The organism is Bacillus sp. FS02, from assembly GCF_024398395.1.
GTDB lineage: Bacteria > Bacillota > Bacilli > Bacillales > Bacillaceae > Bacillus > Bacillus altitudinis.
On record NZ_CP074101.1, the window covers coordinates 3,330,996 to 3,357,952 of the forward strand.

The 26,957-nt window shown below is 41.4% G+C and carries 27 protein-coding genes; 26 read left to right on the forward strand and 1 reads right to left on the reverse strand.

The features are described 5' to 3' along the window. From dnaK to mtaB, 5 genes are all read left to right on the forward strand, one after another. Positions 1–1,839, forward strand: a complete 1,839-nt coding sequence (dnaK, locus tag KFQ09_RS17065; RefSeq protein ID WP_255835839.1) for a molecular chaperone DnaK — start codon at positions 1–3, stop codon at positions 1,837–1,839. A 165-nt stretch (positions 1,840–2,004) separates the two neighbouring features. Further along, on the forward strand, positions 2,005–3,138 hold the full coding sequence (gene dnaJ, locus KFQ09_RS17070; RefSeq protein WP_008342467.1) for a molecular chaperone DnaJ: 1,134 nt from the start codon (positions 2,005–2,007) through the stop codon (positions 3,136–3,138). A gap of 22 nt (positions 3,139–3,160) precedes the next feature. After that, positions 3,161–4,096, forward strand: a complete 936-nt coding sequence (prmA, locus tag KFQ09_RS17075; RefSeq protein WP_017358022.1) for a 50S ribosomal protein L11 methyltransferase — start codon at positions 3,161–3,163, stop codon at positions 4,094–4,096. A gap of 23 nt (positions 4,097–4,119) precedes the next feature. Then, complete coding sequence (locus tag KFQ09_RS17080; RefSeq protein WP_060832439.1) at positions 4,120–4,890, forward strand: 16S rRNA (uracil(1498)-N(3))-methyltransferase; 771 nt, start codon at positions 4,120–4,122, stop codon at positions 4,888–4,890. Then, positions 4,890–6,248: a tRNA (N(6)-L-threonylcarbamoyladenosine(37)-C(2))-methylthiotransferase MtaB gene (mtaB, locus tag KFQ09_RS17085; protein ID WP_048001527.1), complete on the forward strand. Its 1,359-nt coding sequence runs from the start codon at positions 4,890–4,892 to the stop codon at positions 6,246–6,248. Before KFQ09_RS17080 ends, mtaB begins: the two co-directional genes overlap by 1 nt. A 40-nt stretch (positions 6,249–6,288) precedes the next feature. On the opposite strand, the gene KFQ09_RS17090 is transcribed toward mtaB, so the two are convergent. After that, entirely contained in the window at positions 6,289–7,218 is a 930-nt protein-coding gene (locus KFQ09_RS17090) for a Na/Pi symporter (RefSeq protein ID WP_017358019.1), read from the reverse strand. A gap of 182 nt (positions 7,219–7,400) precedes the next feature. Here KFQ09_RS17090 and rpsU point away from each other — a divergent pair, with 182 nt between their 5' ends. From rpsU to dnaG, 21 genes are all read left to right on the forward strand, one after another. Then, a complete protein-coding gene (gene rpsU / locus KFQ09_RS17095) occupies positions 7,401–7,574 on the forward strand; it encodes a 30S ribosomal protein S21 (protein WP_003152957.1) in 174 nt (57 codons plus the stop codon). A 14-nt stretch (positions 7,575–7,588) separates the two neighbouring features. Then, positions 7,589–8,038, forward strand: coding sequence for a GatB/YqeY domain-containing protein (locus tag KFQ09_RS17100; RefSeq protein WP_017358018.1), 450 nt, complete (start codon positions 7,589–7,591; stop codon positions 8,036–8,038). A 141-nt stretch (positions 8,039–8,179) separates the two neighbouring features. Further along, positions 8,180–9,493 (forward strand): NfeD family protein, encoded by a 1,314-nt coding sequence (locus KFQ09_RS17105; protein ID WP_017358017.1) that lies wholly within the window; start codon positions 8,180–8,182, stop codon positions 9,491–9,493. A 27-nt stretch (positions 9,494–9,520) separates the two neighbouring features. Further along, a complete protein-coding gene (gene floA / locus KFQ09_RS17110) occupies positions 9,521–10,513 on the forward strand; it encodes a flotillin-like protein FloA (protein WP_007501317.1) in 993 nt (330 codons plus the stop codon). A gap of 31 nt (positions 10,514–10,544) precedes the next feature. Continuing rightward, a complete protein-coding gene (locus tag KFQ09_RS17115) occupies positions 10,545–11,024 on the forward strand; it encodes a hypothetical protein (protein WP_052320623.1) in 480 nt (159 codons plus the stop codon). 206 nt (positions 11,025–11,230) lie between these two features. Then, a complete protein-coding gene (yqfC, locus tag KFQ09_RS17120) occupies positions 11,231–11,512 on the forward strand; it encodes a sporulation protein YqfC (protein ID WP_003217398.1) in 282 nt (93 codons plus the stop codon). Between the two features lie 18 nt (positions 11,513–11,530). Further along, positions 11,531–12,721 carry a sporulation protein YqfD gene (yqfD, locus tag KFQ09_RS17125; RefSeq protein ID WP_041090989.1) on the forward strand — a complete coding sequence of 397 codons (1,191 nt, stop codon included), beginning with the start codon at positions 11,531–11,533 and terminating at the stop codon, positions 12,719–12,721. 3 nt (positions 12,722–12,724) lie between these two features. Further along, entirely contained in the window at positions 12,725–13,684 is a 960-nt protein-coding gene (locus KFQ09_RS17130) for a PhoH family protein (protein ID WP_008342419.1), read from the forward strand. 114 nt (positions 13,685–13,798) lie between these two features. Beyond that, on the forward strand, positions 13,799–15,913 hold the full coding sequence (locus KFQ09_RS17135; protein ID WP_370648338.1) for an HD family phosphohydrolase: 2,115 nt from the start codon (positions 13,799–13,801) through the stop codon (positions 15,911–15,913). Continuing rightward, a complete protein-coding gene (gene ybeY, locus KFQ09_RS17140; RefSeq protein ID WP_017358013.1) occupies positions 15,914–16,393 on the forward strand; it encodes an rRNA maturation RNase YbeY in 480 nt (159 codons plus the stop codon). Beyond that, the gene (locus tag KFQ09_RS17145) at positions 16,371–16,757 is read left to right on the forward strand and encodes a diacylglycerol kinase family protein (protein WP_076822228.1); all 387 of its coding nucleotides are present in this window, start codon (positions 16,371–16,373) and stop codon (positions 16,755–16,757) included. Before ybeY ends, KFQ09_RS17145 begins: the two co-directional genes overlap by 23 nt. Positions 16,758–16,869: 112 nt before the next feature. Continuing rightward, the gene (locus KFQ09_RS17150) at positions 16,870–17,268 is read left to right on the forward strand and encodes a cytidine deaminase (RefSeq protein ID WP_008342410.1); all 399 of its coding nucleotides are present in this window, start codon (positions 16,870–16,872) and stop codon (positions 17,266–17,268) included. Beyond that, the gene (era, locus tag KFQ09_RS17155) at positions 17,261–18,166 is read left to right on the forward strand and encodes a GTPase Era (protein WP_007501305.1); all 906 of its coding nucleotides are present in this window, start codon (positions 17,261–17,263) and stop codon (positions 18,164–18,166) included. The genes KFQ09_RS17150 and era overlap by 8 nt, the downstream gene beginning before the upstream one ends. A 147-nt stretch (positions 18,167–18,313) precedes the next feature. Then, positions 18,314–18,457, forward strand: a complete 144-nt coding sequence (locus KFQ09_RS17160) for a YqzL family protein (RefSeq protein ID WP_008342408.1) — start codon at positions 18,314–18,316, stop codon at positions 18,455–18,457. A gap of 35 nt (positions 18,458–18,492) precedes the next feature. Continuing rightward, positions 18,493–19,263, forward strand: coding sequence for a DNA repair protein RecO (gene recO, locus KFQ09_RS17165; protein WP_007501304.1), 771 nt, complete (start codon positions 18,493–18,495; stop codon positions 19,261–19,263). 329 nt (positions 19,264–19,592) lie between these two features. Continuing rightward, a complete protein-coding gene (gene glyQ / locus KFQ09_RS17170; protein ID WP_003217487.1) occupies positions 19,593–20,480 on the forward strand; it encodes a glycine--tRNA ligase subunit alpha in 888 nt (295 codons plus the stop codon). After that, complete coding sequence (gene glyS / locus KFQ09_RS17175) at positions 20,473–22,518, forward strand: glycine--tRNA ligase subunit beta (protein WP_255835840.1); 2,046 nt, start codon at positions 20,473–20,475, stop codon at positions 22,516–22,518. Before glyQ ends, glyS begins: the two co-directional genes overlap by 8 nt. A 166-nt stretch (positions 22,519–22,684) precedes the next feature. Then, complete coding sequence (locus KFQ09_RS17180; RefSeq protein ID WP_024423017.1) at positions 22,685–23,323, forward strand: transcriptional regulator CcpN; 639 nt, start codon at positions 22,685–22,687, stop codon at positions 23,321–23,323. Between the two features lie 24 nt (positions 23,324–23,347). Continuing rightward, positions 23,348–24,169 (forward strand): pyruvate, water dikinase regulatory protein, encoded by an 822-nt coding sequence (locus KFQ09_RS17185; RefSeq protein ID WP_008342399.1) that lies wholly within the window; start codon positions 23,348–23,350, stop codon positions 24,167–24,169. A 261-nt stretch (positions 24,170–24,430) separates the two neighbouring features. Continuing rightward, complete coding sequence (locus KFQ09_RS17190; protein WP_008342395.1) at positions 24,431–24,931, forward strand: YaiI/YqxD family protein; 501 nt, start codon at positions 24,431–24,433, stop codon at positions 24,929–24,931. A gap of 33 nt (positions 24,932–24,964) precedes the next feature. Next, complete coding sequence (gene dnaG / locus KFQ09_RS17195) at positions 24,965–26,794, forward strand: DNA primase (protein ID WP_008342393.1); 1,830 nt, start codon at positions 24,965–24,967, stop codon at positions 26,792–26,794. Positions 26,795–26,957: the final 163 nt, after the last annotated feature.

Consider the following 26,957-nt stretch of genomic DNA (forward strand, 5'->3'; position numbering starts at 1 on the left):
ATGAGTAAAATCATTGGTATTGACTTAGGAACAACAAACTCATGCGTTGCAGTACTCGAAGGCGGCGAGCCAAAAGTTATTGCAAACGCTGAAGGAGCACGTACAACACCATCTGTTGTCGCTTTTAAAAATGGAGAGCGCCAAGTAGGTGAAGTAGCGAAACGTCAATCAATTACAAACCCAAACACCATCATGTCTGTTAAAAGACATATGGGTACAGATTATAAAGTAGAAGTTGAGGGCAAGAACTACACGCCGCAGGAAATCTCTGCAATCATCCTTCAACACCTTAAATCTTACGCTGAAGCTTATCTTGGCGAAGAAGTAACCAAAGCGGTTATTACAGTTCCTGCTTACTTCAACGACGCAGAGCGCCAAGCAACAAAAGATGCTGGTAAAATTGCTGGTCTTGAAGTAGAACGTATCATCAACGAACCAACAGCAGCTGCACTTGCTTATGGTTTAGATAAAACAGATGAAGATCAAACGATCCTTGTATATGACCTTGGTGGCGGTACATTTGACGTATCAGTCCTTGAGCTTGGAGACGGCGTCTTTGAAGTACGTTCAACTGCTGGGGACAACCGTCTAGGTGGAGACGATTTTGACCAAGTCATCATCGATCATCTAGTGGCTGAATTCAAAAAAGAAAACGGCATTGATCTTTCTAAAGATAAAATGGCGCTTCAGCGTTTAAAAGATGCTGCTGAAAAAGCGAAAAAAGATCTTTCTGGTGTATCTTCTACACAAATCTCACTGCCATTTATCACAGCTGGAGATGCAGGTCCTCTTCACCTAGAATTAACGCTAACGCGTGCTAAATTCGAAGAGCTTTCTGCAGACCTTGTAGAGCGTACAATGACACCTGTACGTCAATCACTGAAAGATGCTGGTCTATCTGCTAGCGAGATTGATAAAGTCATCCTTGTTGGTGGATCAACTCGTATTCCTGCAGTACAAGAAGCAATCAAAAAAGAAACAGGTAAAGAGCCTCATAAAGGCGTAAACCCTGATGAAGTGGTTGCACTTGGTGCGGCAATTCAAGGTGGAGTTATCACAGGAGATGTCAAAGACGTTGTTCTTCTTGACGTCACACCACTTTCTTTAGGAATTGAAACAATGGGCGGCGTATTCACAAAGCTGATTGAACGTAATACAACCATTCCAACAAGTAAATCTCAAGTATTCTCAACGGCTGCTGACAACCAAACTGCTGTAGACATTCACGTCTTACAAGGTGAGCGTCCAATGGCAGCAGACAACAAAACATTAGGTCGTTTCCAATTGACTGATATCCCGCCAGCACCACGCGGCGTACCACAAATCGAAGTATCTTTTGATATCGATAAAAACGGTATTGTCAACGTACGTGCGAAAGATATGGGTACAGGCAAAGAGCAAAACATCACAATCAAATCTTCTTCAGGTCTTTCTGATGATGAGATCGAAAAAATGGTCAAAGAAGCAGAAGAAAATGCTGAAGCAGATGCAAAGAAAAAAGAAGAAATCGAAGTGCGCAATGAAGCAGATCAATTAGTGTTTACAACAGAAAAAACATTAAAAGATCTTGAAGGCAAAATCGATGAAGAGCAAGTGAAAAAAGCGAATGATGCAAAAGATGCGCTAAAAGCTGCGATCGAAAAAGGCGAGCTTGAAGACATCAAAGCGAAAAAAGATGAGCTACAAACAATCGTTCAAGAATTAACGACAAAGCTCTATGAAGAAGCTACAAAACAAGCACAAGCTCAGCAAGAAGGCGCTGAAGGTGCTCAAAAAGCAGATGACAATGTAGTGGATGCAGAATACGAAGAAGTAAACGACGATCAAGAGAAAAAATAATCACCTTTACTTTTGAAAAAGACTGCTGAAACGTACTCGTTAGAAAGTCAAAGTCAGGATCTCTTGACTTTGACTTTTTTCTTTTCAACGATGAAAAGGAATTGAAAAAGATCAATTTAAAATGATACAATCGTATTTATGTGAGAAAATCGGGAGTGTGAAGAGATGAGTAAGCGTGATTACTATGAAGTGCTTGGCGTGAGTAAGAGCGCCTCAAAGGACGAAATCAAAAAGGCATACCGCAAGCTTTCAAAAAAGTATCACCCTGATATTAATAAAGAAGCTGGCTCAGATGATAAATTCAAAGAAGTAAAAGAAGCCTATGAAACCCTTTCTGACGATCAAAAACGTTCACATTATGACCAGTTCGGTCACACCGATCCAAACCAAGGATTTGGTGGAGGCGGATTTGGCGGTGGAGGAGACTTTGGCGGCTTCGGCGGCTTTGATGACATCTTCTCTAGTATTTTTGGCGGCGGAGCCAGAAGAAGAGATCCAAATGCACCGCGTCAAGGAGCGGACCTTCAATATACAATGACCCTTTCATTTGAAGAAGCGGCATTTGGGAAAGAAGCAACGATCGAGATTCCCCGCGAGGAATCATGTGAAACGTGTCATGGATCAGGTGCAAAACCTGGAACACAGGCGAAGACATGCTCACATTGCGGCGGATCAGGTCAACTAAATGTCGAGCAATCCACGCCATTTGGTAAAGTAGTCAACCGCAGAGTATGTAACTACTGTAGCGGAACTGGTAAACAAATTGAACATAAGTGTTCAACATGTGGTGGATCTGGTAAAGTGCGTAAGCGTAAGAAAATCAATGTGACGATCCCAGCAGGTGTGGACGATGGTCAGCAGCTTAGAGTATCTGGTCAAGGTGAACCAGGTGTAAATGGAGGACCTCCAGGCGATCTATTTGTTGTTTTCCATGTGAGGGCGCATGAATTCTTCGAACGAGATGGAGATGACATCTACTGCGAAATGCCGCTTACCTTTGCGCAGGCTGCACTAGGTGATGAAATTGAAGTGCCGACATTACATGGGAAAGTCAAATTAAAAGTTCCTGCGGGCACACAAACGGGTACGAAGTTTAGACTCAAAGGAAAAGGTGTAAAAAATGTACGCGGTTATGGTCAAGGCGATCAGCATATCGTTGTACGCGTCGTAACACCGACGAATTTAACTGAAAATCAAAAAGATATCATTAGAAAATTTGCTGAAGTGAGCGGAAATAAACCGGACGAACAAGAAATGAGCTTTTTCGATAAGGTGAAACGCGCATTTAAAGGCGAGTAAGACGGATAAGGAGTTGGTAGTATTGAAGTGGTCAGAAATTAGCGTCCATACAACAAATGAAGCGGTGGAACCGATCACCAATATTTTGCATGAAGCAGGTGCAAGTGGTGTCGTGATTGAGGACCCGCTTGATTTAGTCAAGGAACGTGAAAATGTATACGGTGAGATCTACCAGCTCGATCCGAATGATTATCCTGAGGAAGGGGTTATCGTCAAAGCCTACCTTCCGATGAATAGCTTTTTGATGGAAACGGTAGATGAGATCAAAGAAGCCATCAACAATCTTCTTCTATATGATATTGACCTTGGACGAAATACACTGTCAATTTGTGAAGTAAACGAAGAAGAATGGGCGACTGCATGGAAGAAATACTATCATCCTGTGAAAATCTCTGAGAAATTTACCATCGTCCCAACATGGGAAGAGTACACACCTGTTCATTCTGATGAATTGATCATCGAAATGGACCCTGGAATGGCATTTGGAACCGGTACACATCCAACAACGGTTCTTTGCATTCAGGCGCTTGAGCGCTATGTGAAGGAAAACGACACGGTGATTGACGTTGGAACAGGATCTGGCATTTTAAGTGTTGCTGCTGCAATGCTCGGTGCAAAAGACATTCATGCATTTGATCTCGACACCGTTGCAGTGGAAAGTGCAAAGCAGAACATCGAATTAAATGGTGTGAGCGAGCAAGTAACGGTAAAACAAAATAATTTACTTGATGGGATTTCAGGTGAACGCGATGTGATTGTGGCCAATATCCTTGCAGAGGTCATCATGCGCTTTACAGATCAAGCGTATGATCTATTGAAGAAAGACGGTTACTTTATTACATCAGGCATTATCGGACAAAAGAAATTACAAGTCAAAACGGCTTTAGAAGAAGCCGGTTTTGAGATTGTTGAAGTGCTGTCAATGGAAGATTGGGTCAGCATTATAGCGAAAAAATAAAGCGAGTAGGTGTCAGGACACGTATGCAACGATATTTTATCGACCTCACAAAAGAAGAAGTGACGGAAAAGGGACACATCGTCATAAAGGGTGAAGATGTTCATCACCTTGCAAACGTCATGCGGATGAAAGCAGGAGAAGACATCCTTTGCTTAACGACAGACGGCTTTGAAGCGCTCAGTAAAATTGATACAATAACAAAGGAAGAAGTGATTTGTCACTTGGAAGGCTGGACGAATCAGAATCGAGAACTTCCGATCAAGGTGACGATTGCAAGCGGTCTGCCAAAAGGGGATAAGCTTGAATGGATTATCCAAAAAGGCACCGAGCTTGGCGCAAGTGCTTTTATTCCGTTTCAAGCGGCTCGTTCGATTACAAAACTTGACCAAAAAAAGTCATTGAAAAAACGAGATCGCTGGGAAAAAATTGCGAAAGAAGCTGCCGAGCAGTCTTACCGGAATATCATTCCGCGCGTTCATCCAGTATCAACATTTAAAGAGCTGATTCAACTGGCCGGTGAATTCGATAAATGTGTCGTTGCATACGAAGAATCATCGAAAGAAGGCGAGCAAAGCCGGTTTCAAACGGTGCTCCAACAGATGAAGGGCGGACAAACCTTATTAGTGGTTTTTGGTCCAGAAGGCGGTTTAGCAGAAAAGGAGATTGAAGAACTTGAAGCGCATGGTGCAGTCATTTGCGGGCTTGGACCACGCATTTTAAGAACAGAAACAGCTCCTCTTTACGCGCTTTCTGCTATATCTTATCAAACAGAGTTATTAAGAGGTGAATCATGATGGGAACAGTAGCGTTCCATACACTTGGCTGTAAGGTCAATCACTACGAAACAGAAGCCATCTGGCAACTGTTTAAAGAAGCTGGCTATGAAAGAAAAGATTATGAATCAAAAGCAGACGTATATGTCATTAATACATGTACCGTCACCAATACAGGCGATAAAAAAAGCCGCCAAGTCATTAGAAGAGCCATTCGTCATAATCCGGATGGTGTCATTTGTGTAACAGGCTGTTACGCACAAACGTCTCCGGCAGAAATTATGGCGATTCCTGGTGTTGATATTGTGGTTGGCACACAAGACAGACATAAACTGCTTGGTTATATTGAAGAATACAGAAGAGAAAGACAGCCGATCAATGGAGTTGGCAATATCATGAAAGCACGGGTCTTTGAAGAACTAGATGTTCCTGCGTTTACTGACAGAACACGTGCTTCATTAAAAATCCAAGAAGGCTGTAACAATTTCTGTACATTCTGCATTATCCCTTGGGCTCGCGGATTACTGCGTTCTCGCGATCCAGAAGAAGTCATCAATCAAGCGCAGCAGCTTGTCGATGCTGGCTACAAAGAAATTGTATTAACAGGTATTCATACAGGTGGATACGGTGAAGATTTAAAGGATTATAACTTTGCTAAGCTTCTGAAAGAATTAGATGAACGTGTGGCGGGATTAAAACGAATCCGCATTTCATCCATTGAAGCAAGTCAAATTACAGACGAAGTGATTGAAGTGCTCGATCAGTCAGATAAAATTGTGAGACACTTGCACATTCCGCTTCAATCTGGCTCTAATACTGTACTGAAAAGAATGCGCCGTAAATACACAATGGAATTCTTTGCAGAGCGTTTAATGAAGCTCAAAAAAGCATTGCCAGGTCTTGCTGTCACTTCAGATGTGATCGTTGGATTCCCAGGAGAAACAGAAGAAGAATTTATGGAAACATACAATTTTGTCAAAGACCATCAATTCTCTGAGCTCCATGTGTTCCCTTACAGCAAACGGACAGGTACGCCTGCTGCAAGAATGGAAGATCAAGTAGATGAGAATGTGAAAAACGAACGCGTTCACCGCCTCATTGCTCTTTCTGATCAGCTTGCGAAAGAATATGCATCGGCATATGAAGGCGACGTCTTAGAGATTATTCCAGAAGAATCCTTCAAAGAACAAGACGGAACGCACAATCTGTATGTAGGATATACTGATAACTACATGAAGGTCGTATTTGAAGGAACAGAGGACATGATCGGCCGTTTGGTGAAAGTGAAGATTACGAAAGCAGGTTATCCTTATAACGAAGGACAATTCGTACGTATAAGTGATGACGTGCAGACGGATCAAGTGAGAATGACCTCATAATGAATGAAAAACCGGCAGCCATTAGGCAAGCCGGTTTCTTTTATGTTGACCGATTCGGAAGAAGGAACAAAATCAAGGCGTAAAAAGGGCGGATGAACGGGAAAAAGAGGAGAGAACTTGCAACATTAAACAGCAGACTAAAGTGCGCAATCTGCTGGGCAGGAGAGCTTGCTAAAAGTACAACAAACTCTGTGATAAAGGTGAGAAAAGGAAGACATAAAAGAACACCTAGAACATTAAACACGACGTGTGCATACGCGGTTTGACGGGCTGCATAACCGCCAGAGATAGCAGCCATCACGGCAGTAATACATGTTCCGATATTGGATCCTAAAACAAAGCTGATGCCTTCTTTTAGAGCGACAGTCCCTTCATTCATAAATCCCATCAAAATACCGATACATACAGAACTTGAATGAACAATCGCCGTGAGCACTGTACCAGAGAGAAGAGCTGTCCAATCGGAGTGCTGCATCATTTCAAGGAAACGTAGTGTCTCTGGCTGACTGGTCATCATCCCTGCAATTTTTGAAAAACCTTGAATACAAAAAAAGATCATGCCAAGCCCAAATAAACTTTTTCCTGCATATCGAAAAGACTTCCTGCCCAAAATGATACATAAAAGACCAGCTGCAATCAGAACCCACATAAACACGTCCATCTTAATGGCAATAAATTCTGTCGTAAATGTTGAGCCGATATTCGTTCCAAAAATCATGGGTATGGATTTTTTAAACGTGAGAATGCCTGTACTTACAAAGCCGATAACGATGACCATAAACGCCGAACTGCTTTGAAGAACCCCTGTAAACACAATACTGACCAAGAATGCTTTGACTGGATGATCTGTAAAGAGAAGAAGAGATTTCTCAATACGAGACGACGTGAGCGTCATTAATCCTTTCCTAAGCAAACCCATTGCCCATAAAAAAATGAAAATAAGTGCACAAAAATAAATGATCGCCATCATAGAAAAGTCCTCCTCTTACCAATGAATATATGGACTTGTCTACCTGCTCATGACGAAAATATATTTCCAAATCACTTAGTTGACCTCAACCTAGGCTTATATTATAATGTCTAGGTACATGTTTTGCATGTATATCTTTTTTTAATGCAGTCGATTGGTGTATTCGGAGGGAGGGAAAGAGAATGTCAAAAACGGTCGTTAGAAAAAACGAATCGCTTGAAGATGCTCTTCGTCGCTTTAAACGCAGTGTATCCAAAACTGGAACATTGCAAGAAGCAAGAAAGCGTGAATTTTATGAAAAGCCTAGCGTAAAGCGTAAGAAAAAGTCTGAAGCTGCTAGAAAACGTAAATTCTAAAGAGGGTGGATTTTATGAGTCTTCTTGAGCAATTAAATTCTGATATGAAGCTTTTTATGAAAAACCGAGAGAAAGACAAGCTTCTTGTCATTCGTATGGTAAAGGCTTCACTGCAAAATGAAGCAATAAAGCTTAAGAAAGACAGTTTGACCGGAGATGAGGAACTAACCGTCCTTTCCCGCGAGATTAAGCAACGTAAAGACTCCCTCCATGAATTTTCGAAAGCTAATCGCTTAGATTTAGTAGATAAAGTTCAAAAAGAGATTGACATTTTAGACGTTTATTTACCTGAACAGCTTTCTGAAGAAGAACTGCAGGCGGTTGTGAAAGAAACAATCGCCGAAACCGGTGCTTCATCGAAAGCTGATATGGGTAAAGTGATGAGCGCTATTATGCCAAAAGTAAAAGGTAAAGCTGATGGTGCTGTGATTAACAGACTTGTCAGCGAGCAACTGTCTCAATAAAAAAGTATCCTTCTCATGTTAGAAGGGTACTTTTTTTATGCCTCCATAAACCTGTCATATAAAAATGAAACCTATGATACATTTGTAACGTATGTAAAGGAACGGTAAAATGAAAGAAAGAGAGGGGGGATCACCAAATAGATGAAAAAAATGAAAATTTCTATTGCTCTCTTCAGTTGTTTTATAATATGCTTGTTATTAGGGGTTCAATTGACCGCGAAATCAGCAGATCAGAAAGTTCATGTTATCCCAATTGAAGATACAGTAGAAAAAGGACTTTCTAAATTCATTGAACGATCATTTGAGCAGGCAAAGTCGGAACGGGCGAAGCACATCATTCTCGACATCAATACACCAGGTGGTGCAGTCGATGCGGCGCTTGAAATAGCCGATACCATTCGTGCATCCGATATCCCAGTGACAGCGTTTGTGAATCATAGAGCGCTTTCAGCCGGGGCATTCATTGCCTTAAATGCCGATCAAATTTATATGACCCCAAATGGAAAGATGGGGGCTGCTGCGATTATTGATGGTGAAGGCAACGCTGCCGATCAAAAATCTGAATCTCTATGGCTTGCTGAAATGAGTGACGCTGCTGAAAAGCAGGGGCGTGATCCAAAATATGCTCTTGCGATGGCAGATGTAGATATAGACGCAAAAGAAGCTGGTGCACCAAAAGGAGAATTGCTGACCTTTAACACAGATCGGGCACTTCAGTTCGGTTATGCAGAAGGAGAAGCGAAAAATTTGGATGACTTGCTTCAGAAGCTGAACTTAGCAGATGCTTCTGTTCAATACGATGAAGTGAGCTTTGCTGAAAAGGTTGCGCGTTTTCTCACGCATCCGATCGTCATTCCTATCCTTTTATCCATCGCGAGCTTAGGGTTAATTGTTGAATTATATTCTCCCGGCTTTGGGGTCCCAGGCACCATGGGAGTCACAGCGCTTCTTCTATTCTTTTATGGTCATCTCGTGGCAGGTTTTGCAGGATATGAGACATTGTTCCTGTTTTTGGCAGGGATTGTGTTGATCATTCTGGAATTATTTTTGCCAGGGGGAATCGTGGGTGTCATTGGACTAATCTGTGTCGTTGTCAGCTTATTTTTAGCAGCTGGAAGCTTTACAGAAATGGCGATTTCCATCTTGATTGCCACTGCTGTTTCAATCATAGCAGTTATTTTATTGACAAAGGTGTTGGGGAAACGTATGAAATTTTTTAAAAAGTTCATTTTAACCGATTCAACCAATAAAGAAAGTGGTTATGTCTCAAATGAAACAAGAGATGATCTTGTAGGACAAATCGCAGTGACAGCAACAGCACTTCGTCCATCTGGTACGATTGTATTCGGTGACGAGCGCATTGATGTTGTGTCAGAAGGTGCTTTTATCGATAAGGATGAACAAGTAAAAATTGTGAAAGCGGAAGGCTCACGCATTGTCGTGAGGAAAGTATAGATATACTGATTTTATAGGAGGAATAAAATGGATCCATCTACTTTACTATTATTTGTGATTATCGCAGCAGGTTTGATCGTTCTATCGATCTTCTTCACCTTTGTACCGGTGATGCTGTGGATTTCTGCCCTAGCGGCTGGCGTAAGAGTGAGCATTTTTACACTTGTAGGAATGAGGCTTCGCCGAGTGATTCCAAACCGAGTGGTCAACCCGCTCATCAAAGCGCATAAAGCAGGTCTTGATGCGACGATTAACCAATTAGAAAGCCACTATCTTGCAGGTGGTAACGTAGACCGAGTTGTCAACGCACTGATCGCAGCTCAGCGTGCGAATATCGAATTGAACTTTGCTCGCTGTGCGGCAATCGACCTAGCAGGCCGTGACGTACTTGAAGCTGTCCAAATGAGTGTAAACCCTAAAGTCATTGAAACACCATTTATCTCAGGTGTTGCGATGGACGGGATTGAAGTAAAAGCAAAAGCACGTATTACAGTTCGTGCAAACATTGACAGACTTGTCGGTGGTGCAGGGGAAGAAACGATCATTGCTCGTGTAGGTGAAGGGATTGTTTCGACAATCGGTTCATCAGATAATCATAAAAAGGTTCTTGAAAATCCTGATATGATTTCTCAAACGGTTCTTGGTAAAGGATTAGATTCAGGTACAGCATTTGAAATTCTCTCGATTGATATCGCAGATGTTGATATCGGTAAGAATATCGGGGCGATCCTGCAGACAGACCAAGCAGAAGCCGACAAAAACATTGCACAGGCGAAAGCAGAAGAACGCCGCGCGATGGCTGTTGCACAAGAACAAGAAATGCGTGCGAGAGTTGAAGAAATGCGCGCGAAAGTAGTAGAAGCAGAGGCTGAAGTACCACTTGCAATGGCCGAAGCACTACGTGAAGGTAATATTGGAGTTATGGACTACATGAACATTAAGAATATCGATGCTGATACGGATATGAGAGATTCATTTGGCAAAATGACAAAAGGTCCATCTGATAATGAAAACAAATAAGCATCCTCTCACGCTTTAAGGAGGGAGCCCATTGGACATTCTATTTGAAAATCCGTTACTAATAGCGATTATCATCGGTATTATCTCTGCGGTCTTTGGGAAAATCGGCAAACAAGAGGAGAAGGAACAAAATAACCGGCAGCAAAAGCCGGCTCCTCAAAAGAAGGCAGAACAAACACGAGCAGCCCCGGTCAAAACAGACCAGTTGGACGATTTTGGCGATGTACATGATCATGGCGGGATGAAGAAACAAGGTTCACAGTCCTTACAGGATCGTTATACAGCTACACTTGCCGAAATGGAAGAAAGAAAAAGCGAGCTGAATAAAGAGTTTCAATCGCTTGAAAGAGAACTTACAAGGCCAAAGGCAGCATCTGTTGGAATGAAGCCGAAAATGATTGAGAAACTCAACCAAGATACGGTCGTTCAAGGGATGATCCTTGGTGAAGTATTTGGAGAGCCTCGTGCGAAAAAGCCGCATCGAACGATGAAACGACCATATAAAAGATAAAGAAGTAAGCCCCCTCATCCTTAAGGGGGCTTTTTTGTTGTGTAATGGAGACTTTTCTTAGTCAAAATGATGAAACGGCTGTTTTACGGGATTCATTAGCATGATATGAACCGCTGAGGAATAGGATGATATAGAGACTTTCTCATCAGTCTCACCATCTTTCAGTTTGATCTCATACACATGAGGTGGGAAGGGGTTCTTATTGAATGGGAAAAAGAAAAAATCAACTTAAAGCATGGCTGACAAGAACACTTGAAATCCCTCCGGACGTGATGATGGATCTTCCCCGTATTACGATGGTTGGCAGACTCCATATTTACATAGAGAACCATAAAGGGCTTTTACTTTTCAGTGATCAAGAGGTAAGGCTGATGCTCAAGCAAGGACAGTGCATTATTTCAGGAAAAGACTTTGTGATTAAAACGATTTTGCCAGAAGAGATCTTATTAGAGGGGAAAATCGATGAGGTCCGTTATATTGATTCTTAACTGACGGAGGGGAGAAACGTGAAGAACAAATGGTTTGCCTATTTTATTGGCAGAGTGGAAGTGGAGATAAGAGGAAGCGGTATTGAGCGGCTGATCAATGAGTGCACGAGACAGGGGATCACAATTTTTCAAGTGAGCCGCCGTCAAGACAGCGTGCGCTTATTTATTCGCCTCTCAGATGTACATGCCTTTAGAAAAGTGCGCAGACATCATGAGGTGAAATGTTCGTTTCATCAAAAGAAAGGGTTCCCGTTTCTTCTTCTATGGTCGAGAAGAAATATTGGCTTCACCCTCGGGATGGCTTTTTTCCTAGTGACGATATTGGCTCTTTCAAATATGGTGTGGAAAATTGAGATTAAAGGTGCGAATCCAGAAACAGAACACCAAATGAGAAAGCATCTGGACGAAATAGGGGTACAAAAAGGGCGGTTTCAGTTTCTCATGGGGACCCCTGAAAAAATACAAAAATCATTGACGACCAATATTCAGAGCATTACATGGGTCGGAGTTGAACTGAACGGAACGACGTTTCAAATGAAAGTGGTCGAAAAAAATGAACCTGAAAAGGAGAAATATACAAGTCCTCAGCACATCGTTGCCAAGAAAAAGGCGGTCATCACGAGAATGTATGTAGAAAAGGGGGAACCGCTTGCCCAGGTCGATGAGCATGTGAAAAAAGGGCAGATGCTCGTCTCAGGTTTAATTGGGAGTGAAGATCAGAAAAAAACGGTCGGAGCTAAAGCGAAAATCTATGGTGAAACATGGTACCGATCTGAAGTTTCTGTCCCTCTCCGAACATCTTTTGATGTCTTTACGGGTAAAATGAAGACAAAGCACAAGCTCTCCTTGTTTGGAGGCTCCATCCCATTTTGGGGATTTTCCTTTAAAAAAGATGATTTTCAGCAGCCGAAAACAGAAACAGAAGTTCACCCGCTTCATTTTTTGAATATGCAATTGCCGTTCTCCTATGAAAAGGAAATCACACGAGAAAGTGAAAAAATAAATCGAGAATACACAAATAAAGAAGCGGTTCAAGCAGGGATTAAAATGGGTAAAAAAGAATTAGAAGAAAAGCTAGGTCAAACAGGTGAGGTGAAAAGTGAAAAAGTTTTGCACGAGACAACAGGGAATGGTAAAGTTAAGTTAATCATCCTTTACCAAGTAATAGAAGATATTGTTCAACCAACACCTATTGTTCAGGGAGACTAGAGAATGACAGAACATTTACTTGAGATTCAACAAAAATTGGATAGCCCAAACGAAGCCATTGCTTTATTTGGCAATCAAGATGCTTATCTGAAACTGATGGAAAACGAGCTGAATGTCTCCATTATCACACGTGGAGAGAAAGTGTATGTTTCTGGTCAGGAAGCATCAAGAGATACTGTGAGCCGTTTGATTACATCTCTCTTACATCTCATTCGTAAAGGAATTGAGATTTCTGAACGGGATGTCGTCTATGCCATTAAAATGGCGCAAAAAGACAAGCTCAATTATTTTGAAAATATGTATGAAGATGAAATTACGAAAAATGCCAAAGGAAAGTCGATCAGAGTCAAAACGATCGGCCAGCGTGAATATGCTGCGGCAATGAAAAAAGATGATCTGGTCTTTGGGATTGGACCTGCTGGTACAGGTAAAACGTATTTGGCAGTGGTCAACGCCGTACATGCCCTGAAAAATGGACATGTCAAACGGATTATCCTGACAAGGCCAGCTGTTGAAGCAGGAGAAAGTCTTGGCTTTTTGCCAGGAGATTTAAAAGAAAAAGTCGATCCTTATTTAAGACCGCTATATGATGCTTTGCACGATGTGCTTGGTAGTGATCATACGGAACGTTTAATTGAGCGCGGAGTGATTGAAATTGCCCCTCTTGCCTATATGAGAGGGCGGACGCTTGATGATGCATTTGTGATTTTAGATGAAGCGCAGAATACAACGCCAGCTCAAATGAAAATGTTTTTGACGAGACTAGGCTTTGGTTCTAAAATGGTCATTACAGGAGATATTACACAAATTGATTTGCCTAAAGGTATGCAGTCAGGCCTTGCAGCTGCAAAGGACATGCTTGCTGAGATCAAGGGTATCTCATTCATTGAATTAGATCAGACAGATGTGGTCAGACACCCGCTTGTGGCGAAGATCATTGGAGCATACGAAAAGCAAAAATGAACTGAGTGACCCGATCGCCTTAATCGGGTCATTTTGTTTCGATCGTGGTTTAAAGTAAAAAAGGAGGTACTTTCCTTGAGAAAGAATCAGAAAGGCAGTAAGCGCAAAAGGCTGCTGTCTAAAAAAGAACCTCAGAAAATGGAGCGCTCACGCTATTTAAACGTACTGCTATACGCTGGTTTAGCGGCCATCCTGTTTGTGGTGCTCTTCTTCCATGTAAAGCCTGAATCGCTCGACCTAGATTTGTTTTCAGTGAGCGAACAGACCATCTATTCTCCGTCTACCGTTGATGACCAAGAAGCAACAGAAGAAAAGAAACAAGAAGCAACGGATCAAGTGGAAGACCAATATACACTCAAAAAAGCGTATTCTGATAATCGTGTTGACCTCATTTCATCCCTCTTTGAAGCCATTAAAGAAGAGAAGAAAGCAGCAGCTGATGACAAAGAGAACCCGCCAACAGATCAAGAGATGGTGAAGCGTGTAAAAGAGAAACTCACAACCGATATGCAGGAAGCTGTTTCGGATCAATCGATTAAAGCGCTGCTCCAAGCAAGTGACGAAAATCTTTCTTTTACAAAAGATTCCATCATCACAGTGGTCAATTCTCTCATGAGTAAAGAAATCACAGCTTCTAAGCTGCAAGATGAAAAGAAACAAGTGAAAGCAGAGCTTGAAAACAATTCGATTCCGTCAAAATATTTAAATGCAGCGAAAGAAATTGGTGAATTTGCGATTATTCCAAACTATGTATTTGACCCGGTCGCAACAGAGAAGAAAAGACAAGAAGCAGCTGATAATATCCAGCCGGTTCAAATTAAGCAAGGGCAAATTTTAGTGGAAGAAGGAGAGCTCATTGACCGCGAAGTGTATCGCAAATTAGAACTGACCGGCCTTTTAAACAGCTCCAATTTGTTTAAGCCTGTAAGCGGTCTTATCATCTTAATTGGTCTCTTCTTAGCGGCGATTGTCCACTCACTGGAATCGAGGAAAAAGTCGCTCGTCCATAAGAATAAATCGTTACTGCTGTACTCGCTTATTTTCACCATTATTTTAATCATCATGGAAGTATTCAGTCTCTTCCAGGAAACCAAATATACAACCATCGGCTACGTCGTGCCTGTGGCACTTGGCACGATGCTGATTAAGCTGCTGATCAATGAGCGGCTGGCGATCTTCTCCGGCCTTGTATTTGCCCTTTGCGGCAGTATGATGTTTAATCAAGGAGTAACAGGCGTCTTTAACTATGTCATCTGTGCTTATTATTTAATAAGCGGGATGGCGGGGATTTTATTTTTGAGAAAACATAATGCGAGATCAAAAATTTTGCAGGCGGGGCTTTGGGTAGCTTTGGTGAATGTACTTGTTGTGCTGTCCATTATGCTGATTCAAAATTCTTCTCCATCAGGGCTTGAAATAGGTGTGAACCTCATCATGGCGATTGTGTCAGGGTTTGCATCGGCTATTTTGGTTATTGGGTTAATGCCAGTCTTTGAGAGCATGTTTGGCATTCTTTCGACCATGAAGCTTATTGAATTATCGAACCCGAATCATCCGCTGCTGAAAAAGATCTTAACAGAGACGCCAGGTACATATCATCATAGTGTCATGGTGGCGAATTTAGCGGATGCTGCATGTGAAGCAGTCGGTGCAAATGGATTGTTAGCAAGGGTTGGAGCTTATTATCATGACATTGGAAAAACGAAAAGACCACAATACTTTATCGAAAACCAAATGAACATTGATAATCCACACGACAAGCTTTCTCCTCAGCTGAGCAAGAATATTATTATTGCCCATACGACAGATGGTGCTGAAATGCTGAGAGAAAAGAAGTTTCCAGAGGAACTTGTGGACATTGCAGAACAGCATCACGGAAAGTCCCTGCTGAAGTTCTTTTACTATAAGGCAAAAGAACGGGATGATCAGGTGACAGAAGAAGAATTTCGTTATCCTGGTCCAAAACCGCAATCGAAAGAAGCGGCCATTATTTCTGTAGCTGACAGCGTGGAAGCGGCGGTTCGTTCGATGCATAATCCAAACCCTGAGCGGATTGAAAAGCTTGTGAAAGGCATTATTTCAGATAAGATGCAGGATGGACAATTTAGTGAATGTGATCTGACATTTAAAGAATTAAATATTATTAGCCAAACAATTTGTACAACATTAAAGGGGATTTTCCATTCTCGGATTGAATATCCAGATGCCCCGAAGCAGAAGGTGAAGTAAATGACATTGTTAATCGATTTAATAGATGAAACAGGACAAGTAACGAAAGAGCAGCTTGAAGAAGTGGAAAAGCTTCTTCAATTTGCTGCGGATGCCCTTGAGGTAAAAGATCAAGCGGAAGTATCAGTGTCGATCGTTTCGAATGAGGAAATTCATCAAATTAATAAAGAATACCGAGGAAAAGATGCACCAACAGATGTGATTTCATTTGCACTTGAGGAAGAAGGCGAAGGGGAAATTGAAATCATTGGTGCTGATGACATTCCGCCGGTACTAGGTGACATTATCATTAGTGTTGATCGAACGAAAGAGCAAGCAGAGGAATATGGACATTCCTTCATGAGAGAGCTAGGATTTTTAACGATTCATGGTTTTCTTCATTTGCTTGGTTATGATCATATGACAGAAGAAGATGAAAAAGAAATGTTCGCCAAACAGACAAAAATTTTGGATGATTATGGCCTTTCGAGATCATCGTAAGAAGCGAACGCCGCTTGTCCGTTTTTTTCGGAGTTTTTATTATGCATTTAGAGGAATAGGGCGAACTTTCTTGAATGAACGGAATTTTCGATTCCACACAGTCGCAGCCATCATCGTGGTGATTTGCGGCTTTTGGTTTCACATTCATCCGGTTGAATGGATGATCATTCTGCTTTTATGTGGCGGGATGTTTGCGTTAGAACTTGTGAATACAGCGATTGAACATACAGTAGATCTTTTCACAGAAGAGAAGCATCCTCTTGCTGAGAGAGCGAAGGACGCCGCAGCAGGCGCTGTTTGCGTTTACGCCGCCATTTCGGTTATGATTGGGTTGATCATCTTCTTACCGAAGATCATGCAATAGAACAATATTACTATTTATTAACATTTTTAGAAATGGGCGTGAAAATGTCACGTGAATTATGTAAAATATAAATGTGACAGTGGTACCATTTCTTCTGAAAGTGGGAACTAGAATGAACAAACAAGAGTTGATTTCAGAAGCAGTCAAAGCAAGAGATTTTGCATATGTACCCTATTCTAAATTCAAAGTCGGTGCAGCATTATTATCGCATGACGGAAAAGTGTATGGCGGCTGCAATATTGAAAATGCAGCATATGGTATGTGTAATTGTGCGGAAAGAACAGCACTTTTTAAAGCTTACTCAGAGGGCATCACATCTTTTCAAATGCTTGCAGTAGTGGCTGATACAGATCGGCCTGTTTCACCATGCGGCGCATGCAGACAGGTCATTTCAGAGCTATGTGCACCTGATATGCCAGTGATTCTAACGAACTTAAAAGGACATATATACGAAACGACAGTAAACGAACTATTGCCAGGCGCATTTTCACCGGAGGATTTAAATGACTAACGAAAGCTTCAAATCAGGATTTGTATCAATTATTGGAAGACCAAATGTAGGGAAATCGACCTTTCTTAATCGTGTGATTGGACAAAAGATTGCGATTATGAGTGATAAGCCCCAAACGACTCGAAACAAAGTGCAGGGTGTTCTGACAACGAACACGTCACAAACGATTTTTATCGATACACCAGGAATTCATAAACCGAAGCACAAACTTGGCGATTTTATGATGAGGGTGGCTCAAAATACACTCAAGGAAGTCGACCTGATCTTGTTTATGATCAACGCACAGGAAGGCTATGGCAAAGGTGATGAATTCATCATTGAACGACTAAAGCAAACATCGACACCGGTGTTCCTTGTCGTCAATAAAATTGACCAAATTCATCCGGATGAACTGTTCCTTTTAATTGATGAATACCGCACACGTTACCCATTTAAGGAAATTGTGCCAATTTCAGCACTTGAAGGCAACAACATTGATACGCTTCTTCAGCAAATTGAAGGTTATCTTCCAGAAGGCCCTCAATTTTATCCGGCAGATCAAGTAACAGATCACCCAGAGCGATTTATTATTTCTGAATTAATTCGTGAAAAAGTGCTGCATTTAACGAGAGAAGAGATCCCTCACAGTATTGCGGTTGCAATTGAATCGATCAAGCCAGATGAAAACGGCAAGATTCATGTTGCAGCGACCATCGTCGTAGAACGTGATTCACAAAAAGGGATTGTGATTGGTAAGCGCGGCAGCTTATTAAAAGAAGTGGGACAAAAAGCGCGCAGAGACATTGAAGCACTTTTAGGCTCAAAGGTGTATTTAGAGCTTTGGGTAAAAGTGCAGAAGGACTGGCGTAATAAATCCACACATCTTCGTGATTTCGGATTTAGAGAAGACGAATATTAAAAACCGATACAGTTGTTAGTAGATCTGACAATGGTGCGGTTCGATTAGTAAAAATTGTTTATCATGAAATGGAGGTAGCCTGGTCAAGATAAAATTAATATGTTGGATGTAGCGTTGCTGCTTCTAATAAAGAAAGGTGGGGTTTTTATGTTGAATTTTACATGGAACGTATTTTCACAAACAGGAAGCGTTGACACGTATCTGCTTTTCAAAGAGTTAGAAAAGGAGAACCTGGAAAGACCCGATGTACTTGAAGAAGAAATAGCACGACTTGATTTTCCAATCTTATAATTCTTGACCCCCTCCAATGCTCGGAGTGTAGACAAATGCTCATTAAAAGTGAAGGAATCGTCCTTAGAACAACAGATTATGGCGAAACAAACAAAATTGTCACGCTGCTCACTAGAGAACATGGGAAAATTGGTGTGATGGCAAGAGGCGCTAAGAAATCGAACAGCCGCCTGTCAGCCATAAGCCAGCCGTTTTTATACGGAACCTTCCTGATCCAATCATCAACAGGACTTGGAACGCTCCAGCAAGGTGAAATGATGGAAAGCATGCGAACCATTCGGGAAGATTTATTTCTGACTGCATATGCCGCATATATGACAGAATTACTTGATAAAGGAACAGAAGAAAAGAAGCCAAACCCTTACTTGTTTGAACTTCTTCTTCAATCTTTACGCCATCTCAATGAAGGCACAGATGCTGATATTATTTTATTTATCGTAGAGGTTAAAATGCTGTCAGTGATGGGGTTGAAGCCTGAACTGGACCAATGTGTACACTGCGGTCAAAAAGAAGGGCAGTTCCATTTCTCAATTAGAGATAACGGATTCATCTGTAGGCAATGCTTTTCTAAAGATCCATATAAACTGCCCTTATCCCCAGCAGCAGCAAGACTGCTCCGTTTGTTTCATTATTTTGATTTATCAAGGCTTGGTCAGGTTGACGTGAAACCACAGACGAAACAAGAAATTCGTCAAGTGCTCGATCATTATTATGAAGAGTATTCAGGTCTTTATTTAAAATCAAAAAAATTCATGAATCAAATGGAATCCATGAAAAAGCTAATGGACGGTGAAAACAAAAGTTGACATCTCTCGTGACTTTTTGTAAGATCATCTAAGATCAAATATGTTGCATTGACAGAAAGAAGTACTTACGTATCAGCCATAAAAGCGACCTTAGGGCGGTGTGAGCTAAGGATGGACACGTAACGAAAGGCATTCTTGAGCAACGTAAAACAAAGCGGCTGGGTGCTACGACACCAGCAAATAGGGTGGAACCGCGGGAAAAACTCTCGTCCCTATGTTTGCAAGGAACCTTGTGAGCATAGAGACGGGAGTTTTTGTGTTTTGCAAAAAGGTTCTAGGCCCCACCGCCATACATAGCGGATGGTGTAAAAAAGATGGAGGTGCGATCATTGAATATTCAAGACATGATTTTGACACTGCAAAAGCATTGGTCAAATGAAGGCTGCGTATTAATGCAGGCATATGACACAGAAAAAGGTGCTGGAACGATGAGTCCATACACGTTCCTCAGAAGCATTGGGCCAGAGCCATGGAAGGTAGCTTATGTAGAACCTTCAAGACGCCCGGCTGACGGCAGATATGGAGAAAACCCAAACAGATTGTATCAACATCATCAATTTCAAGTGATCATTAAGCCATCACCTGACAATATTCAAGAACTGTATCTAGAATCATTGAAGGCGCTTGGCATTGACCCGCTGAAACATGATATTCGTTTTGTTGAAGACAACTGGGAAAACCCATCTCTTGGCTGCGCAGGACTTGGCTGGGAAGTTTGGCTTGATGGAATGGAAATTACGCAATTTACGTATTTCCAGCAAGTCGGCGGTTTAGAATGTAAGCCAGTTTCTGTTGAAATCACATACGGAATTGAGCGCCTTGCTTCTTACATTCAGGACAAAGAAAATGTGTTTGACCTTGAATGGACAGATGGCTTTACTGTAAGAGATTTATTCTTAATGGCTGAATACGAGCATTCTGTGTATACGTTTGAAACATCTAATACGGATATGCTGTTCGATTTATTTACAACATATGAAAAAGAAGCACATAGCCAAATGGACAAAGGACTTGTTCACCCGGCATATGATTATGTACTCAAATGTTCTCACACCTTTAACCTGCTTGATGCCAAAGGCGCGATTTCTGTGACTGAGCGAACAGGTTATATCGGAAGAGTACGTCAGTTAGCGAGAAAAGTAGCCAAAACATATTACGAAGAACGAGAAAAACTAGGATTCCCTATGCTAAAAGAGGAGGCGGCTTCTCATGAATAAACAAGATGTATTACTTGAAATCGGCTTAGAAGAGATGCCGGCTCGTTTCATGCCAGAAAGCACAAAGCAGCTAGGTGACAAAGTAAAAGCTTGGTTCGTAGCGCAAAATATTTCATTCGAAGACGTTGCTTTATTTAATTCACCAAGACGTCTAGCTGTACTCGTTAAAGGTGTTGCAGAAAAACAAGAGGACATCAAAGAAGAAGCAAAAGGACCGGCTAAAAAGATTGCTCAAGATGCTGAAGGCAATTGGACAAAAGCTGCCGAAGGTTTTGCCCGCGGACAAGGCGCTTCAACTGATGATCTGTATTTCAAAGACATCAAAGGTGTAGATTATGTCCATGTCCAAAAGTTTCAAGAAGGTAAGCAAGTCAAAGACCTTCTTCCAGCATTGGGGGACATTGCCGCTTCATTGAGTTTTCCAAAGAACATGAGATGGGGAAGCGAGGATTTACGCTATATCCGTCCAATTAAATGGATTGTTTGTTTATTTGGTCAAGAGATCATTCCTGTCGAAATTGCAGGAGTGAAAAGCGGACGGGAGACTAGAGGACATCGTTTCCTAGGGACAACAGCCAGCATTGACACACCAGCTTCTTATGAGCAAACATTAAGAGATCAATTTGTCATTGTAGATTCAGATAAAAGAAAACAATTAATTACTGAGCAATTACATGCCCTTTCTTCCGAAAAAGGCTGGGTCATTCCAGTTGATCCCGAGCTTCTAGAAGAAGTGAACGATCTCGTTGAATATCCAACCGTTCTATTTGGTTCTTTTGAAGAAGAATTTCTTGCGCTACCGGAAGAAGTGCTTGTTACGACAATGAAAGAGCATCAGCGTTATTTCCCTGTGAAAAATGAACAAGGGGAATTACTGCCGCACTTTATTACGGTCAGAAATGGAAACAGTGAGGCACTTGAAAATGTGGCAAGAGGGAACGAAAAGGTTCTTCGTGCACGTTTATTAGATGCGGCATTTTTCTATAAAGAAGACGAAAAACTCGTCATTGAAGACAACATTCAAAAGCTTGATAAAGTCGTATTCCATGAGAAACTTGGCACGATTGGCGACAAGCTGAAAAGAGTAACAGACATTGCCGTCCGCCTTGCTAGTCATGTGGGAGCAGATGAAGAAACGTCTAAACGCGCTGCAAGAGCAGCCAGTATTTCTAAATTTGATCTTGTGACTCAGATGGTCTATGAATTCCCAGAACTGCAAGGAATCATGGGTGAAAAATATGCTAGAGCACTTGGCGAGCATGAAGAAGTGGCAAAGAGTATCAACGAGCACTATATGCCGCGTTTTGCCGGTGACGATGCGCCGTCAACACTTATTGGGGCGATTGTTGCAGTGGCGGATAAGCTAGATTCTATTTGTTCATTCTTCTCAATTGATGTCATTCCAACGGGCTCTCAAGATCCTTATGGATTAAGAAGACAAGCGAGCGGTATCGTTCAAATCCTGCTTGACCGCCAATGGAATCTTTCATTTAAAGAGCTTTTAGCACTAGCTCAAGTAGAGACAAAACATGAAGCGGCTCTCATTGAATTTTTAACACACCGTTTGAAATATGTTCTCCAAGCAGAACATATCCGTCATGACGTGGTGGAAGCAGTCCTTGATGTTGAAAATATTGAACCATATGCAGTTGTGAAAAAAGCAGCTGTTCTTGAGGAGAGCGTGAAACAGGAAAGTTTCAAAGAAACGGCTGAGGCACTAGGCCGCGTCATTTCAATCAGTAAAAAAGGGGAAGACGCACAGATTCAGCCTGAACTGTTTGAAAATGAACACGAACAAAAGCTATTTGAAGCGTATCAGCAAGCGGAAAAAGCCGTCAACGAGCATATGGCAAGTGGACAGTACCATTCAGCACTTGAAGCGTTAGATACGTTAAAGGCACCAATTGTTCATTATTTCGACCATACAATGGTTCATGCCGATGATGAAAAACTGAAACAAAATCGTTTGGCACAAATGGTCAAACTTGCAAAAGTCATTCAATCATTTGCGAATATGAACAATTTAATTGTAAAATAAATACCTAAGAACGGTTGCCTTTTTCGAAGGGCAATCGTTTTTTACTCATTTAATTCACGGTTTTTGAGTGGATTTTTGTTTCATTCGGACGAAGATGCGCTATAATATGATGAGTTATGAAATTGATATACATAAAGTAAGGATTCGCTCTCTCTATTTAAAGGTGGTGAGTACAATCGAGTTAAATAAACGGCAAGAGCAGATTTTACAGATTGTCAAAGAGAATGGTCCGATCACTGGAGAGCATATCGCCGATCGGCTGAACTTAACAAGGGCTACCCTCAGACCGGATTTAGCCATTTTAACGATGTCTGGCTTTTTAGAAGCAAGACCAAGGGTCGGCTACTTTTTTACAGGCAAAACAGGCACGCAGCTTCTGGCAGATAAGCTGAAAAAACTTCAAGTGAAAGATTTTCAGTCCATTCCGGTCGTGATACACGAGAATGTTTCGGTTTATGATGCGATTTGTACGATGTTTTTAGAGGATGTGGGCACATTATTCGTTGTGGACGATCACTCTATTTTAACAGGCGTGTTATCAAGAAAAGACCTCCTTCGAGCAAGTATTGGGAAACAAGAACTTCCATCTATACCTGTCCATATTATTATGACAAGAATGCCGAACATTACCGTTTGCCGCAAAGAAGATTTTATTATGGATGTGGCCAAGCACTTGATTGAAAAACAAATAGATGCACTTCCTGTTATAAAAGATACGGATAAAGGCTTTGAAGTGGTCGGCAGAATTACGAAAACAAACATGACGAAAATACTTGTTAGCTTATCAGAGAACGAAATTATCTAATTACAGAAGACTGCGAGGGATGTTATGAGTAATCGTGTAATTTTTGTTGTATCAGATTCAGTCGGAGAAACGGCAGAGCTCGTGGTCAAAGCGGCACTTAGCCAATTTGATGGCGGCTCATCCGACCATTCAAATATTAGAAGAATCCCATATGTAGAGGATGTCGGTACGATTAAAGAAGTGATTTCATTGGCGAAAGCAGATAATGGAATCGTTTGCTTTACTCTTGTTGTGCCAGAAATGCGCCAATTCTTAATTGAAGAAGCAGAAGCGAATGGCGTCGTGTACTATGACATTATCGGTCCACTTATTGATAAAATGGAGACGGCATATGGAAATGAAGCGAAACATGAGCCAGGTCGTGTACGTCAATTAGATGAGGACTATTTTAAAAAGGTAGAAGCCATTGAGTTCGCTGTGAAATATGATGATGGCCGGGACCCAAGAGGTATTCTAAAGGCTGATATTGTGCTGATTGGTGTATCGCGTACGTCTAAGACACCACTTTCTCAATACTTAGCACATAAACGCTTGAAGGTAGCAAACGTTCCGATTGTTCCTGAAGTTGATCCGCCAGAGGAGTTATTCTCAGTTGATCCAAAAAAATGCATCGGCCTAAAAATTAGTCCAGACAAACTAAATCATATCCGTAAAGAACGTTTAAAATCACTCGGTTTAAATGACCGTGCCATTTATGCGAATATCGAACGGATTAAAGAGGAACTAGAATATTTTGAAAAAGTGGTTGACCGCATTAACTGTCAAGTTGTTGATGTATCGAATAAAGCAGTTGAGGAGACAGCAAATGTCATTCATCAAATGCTGACCAAAAGAGGTTCCGAATAAACTCAGGATGCTCCTCCTGGGTTTTTCCTATGGTGGGAAACGGGTAAACAAAAACAATAGCATATTTGCTGCATTTGTATTATAATAAAAAATTGTGATAAAATGATTGATTTTAGGTTTAAGTTAAGTCAAGAACGAATAAACTAATATTGGCAGAAGTCAAGTGATTCTGAACATAACTTTTCGACAAAATGAGTTTTACTGTTGATTGCTTTATGGGGGAAAAGTATGGTCTTTTTGCTTCTCTAAAGCAGGAATAAGGTGGAGGGATGGAGAATTAGTCACCTGAATGAACGTAAAAAAGAAAGGACGATTTATGTCGATGCAGATGCTTGTCCTGTAAAAGACGAAATCCTTTCTGTCGCATCTCAATTTCAAGTACCTGTGACTTTCATTGCTTCATATGAGCATTTTCAAACCAAACGATCACCACTTGAAGATTGGCGGTTTGTTGATACACATAAGGAAGCAGCAGATTTAGTCATTGCGAACTTAGCTGTCAAGCACGATATTGTTGTCACCCAGGATATTGGTCTGGCCTCCTTACTGCTTCCAAGACAAGTCATTGTTCTGTCTGAAAGAGGACGAATGTACACAAACGAAACAATTGATTTTGATTTGGAACGCAGGCATGTTTCCAGTAAACAGCGAAGAAAAGGTGTATACGGAAAAGGTCCCAAAAAGCTTTTAGAAGAGGATAAAAAGCGATTTATTGCCCAACTACAAAAAATCCTGTCGAATCATGAAGGATTTTTGAATTAAAAGGCGAATAATGTACGACGGAGTGTTATTAGGATGAGCAAACGTATACCAGATGAACTTTTGGAGCAAATCCAAAAAAACGCAGACATTGTCGAAGTGATTGGAGAATACGTACAGCTTAGAAAACAAGGTCGGAATTATTTCGGTCTTTGTCCATTCCATGGTGAAAATACTCCTTCATTCTCTGTTTCAGCAGATAAGCAAATCTTCCATTGTTTTGGCTGTGGTGCAGGAGGCAATGTATTTTCGTTCCTCAGACAAATGGAAGGCTACTCATTTATTGAAGCCGTTTCACATGTTGCTGATAAGTACCATATTGATTTGCCGGATCATGTAGCGAATGCGCAGATCAGTTCCTCACAGCAAGAGGATACAGCAGATCATAAAATGATTGAGGCGCATGAGCTTCTTAAGAAATTTTACCACCATTTGCTGGTAAATACAAAGGAAGGTCAAAACGCACTCGATTATTTAAGGTCCAGGGGCTTTACGGATGAAACAATTGCCAAGTTCGAGATCGGGTATGCTCTCGACTCGTGGGATTTCGTGACCAAGTTTTTAGAAAAACGAGGGTTTGATCCTGCGATGATGGAGAAGGCTGGTCTTTTGATTCAACGAGAAAACGGCACAGGTTTTTTTGACCGCTTTAGAGATCGTGTCATGTTTCCGATTCATGATCATCACGGGACGGTCGTCGCTTTTTCTGGAAGATCACTTGGTGATCAGCAGCCAAAGTATATGAATAGTCCTGAAACGCCACTTTTTCATAAAAGTAAGCTGCTTTATCACTTTCATGACGCTCGTATGCATATTAGAAAACGCGAACGTGCAGTCCTTTTCGAAGGATTTGCTGACGTCATCTCGGCTGTCACAAGTGGTGTTGGCGAAAGTGTTGCAACAATGGGTACGTCTTTAACAGAAGAGCACGTAAAGCTTCTTAGGCGGAACGTAGAAGAGATCATTTTATGTTATGACTCTGACACGGCCGGGTATGAAGCGACCATGAAAGCATCAGATTTGCTTGGAAAAAGAGGATGTAAAGTTCGCGTTGCCATGATACCAGATGGACTTGATCCAGATGATTACATTCGTAAATATGGCGGCGAGAAATTTAGGAATGACATCATAGATGCAAGTGTGACATTAATGACATTTAAGATGAATTTTTTCCGAAGAGGAAAGAATTTGTCTGACGAAGGAGACCGCCTGACTTACATGAAGCAGGTTCTCCGAGAAATCAGCCGATTAAACGGTTCCTTGGAACAAGAGATTTACATGAAGCAGCTGGCCGGGGAGTTCTCCATTTCACTTGACTCATTAAAGGAGCAATTGGAGCTTTTTGAAAAGCAGCAGCGACAAGAGGCCAAGAGCTCGCAAGAAGAAAATGGGCTTGAAAAGCGGCGTGCACATCTGTCAACACAGGTAAGACGAAAACGTCTAAGGCCGGCATATGAAAACGCAGAGCGAATGCTCCTTGCACATATGTTGAAAAATGATGACGTGATCCGAAAAGTGCTTGATAGGATAGGGTTTGAATTTAATATAGATTCGCACAGAGCGCTGGCAACATACATTTATGCATTGTATGAAGAAGGCAAGGAGCCGACCCCGCAGCATCTGATGAACCGTATAGAAGATGATGTGATCAATCAGCTCCTGACGGATATTTTCATGATTCAAGTTGGAGACGAACTAAGTGAAGCTGAATTAAGTGATTATGTAAAAAAAGTGTTGAATCATCGGAATTTGTCAATGATAAAGGAAAAAGAACTAGAACGTGCAGAGGCGGAGAGGCAAAAAGATTTCTTCAAAGCGGCAACACTTGCAAAAGAAATTATTCAGTTGAACCGTTCGCTGAAGTAATACGTCTACTATTTATGACAAGACTTACGGCTGGCAATGAATCCTTTAATGGGAGGAGCATAAGACCGCAAGCATCTTGCCTTCATCATTATTTATTTTATTCCTATTTGCTCATTCTGTTTGATAGAGAGAGAAAGGCAGAGCAGAAGCAAATCGCAAGTTA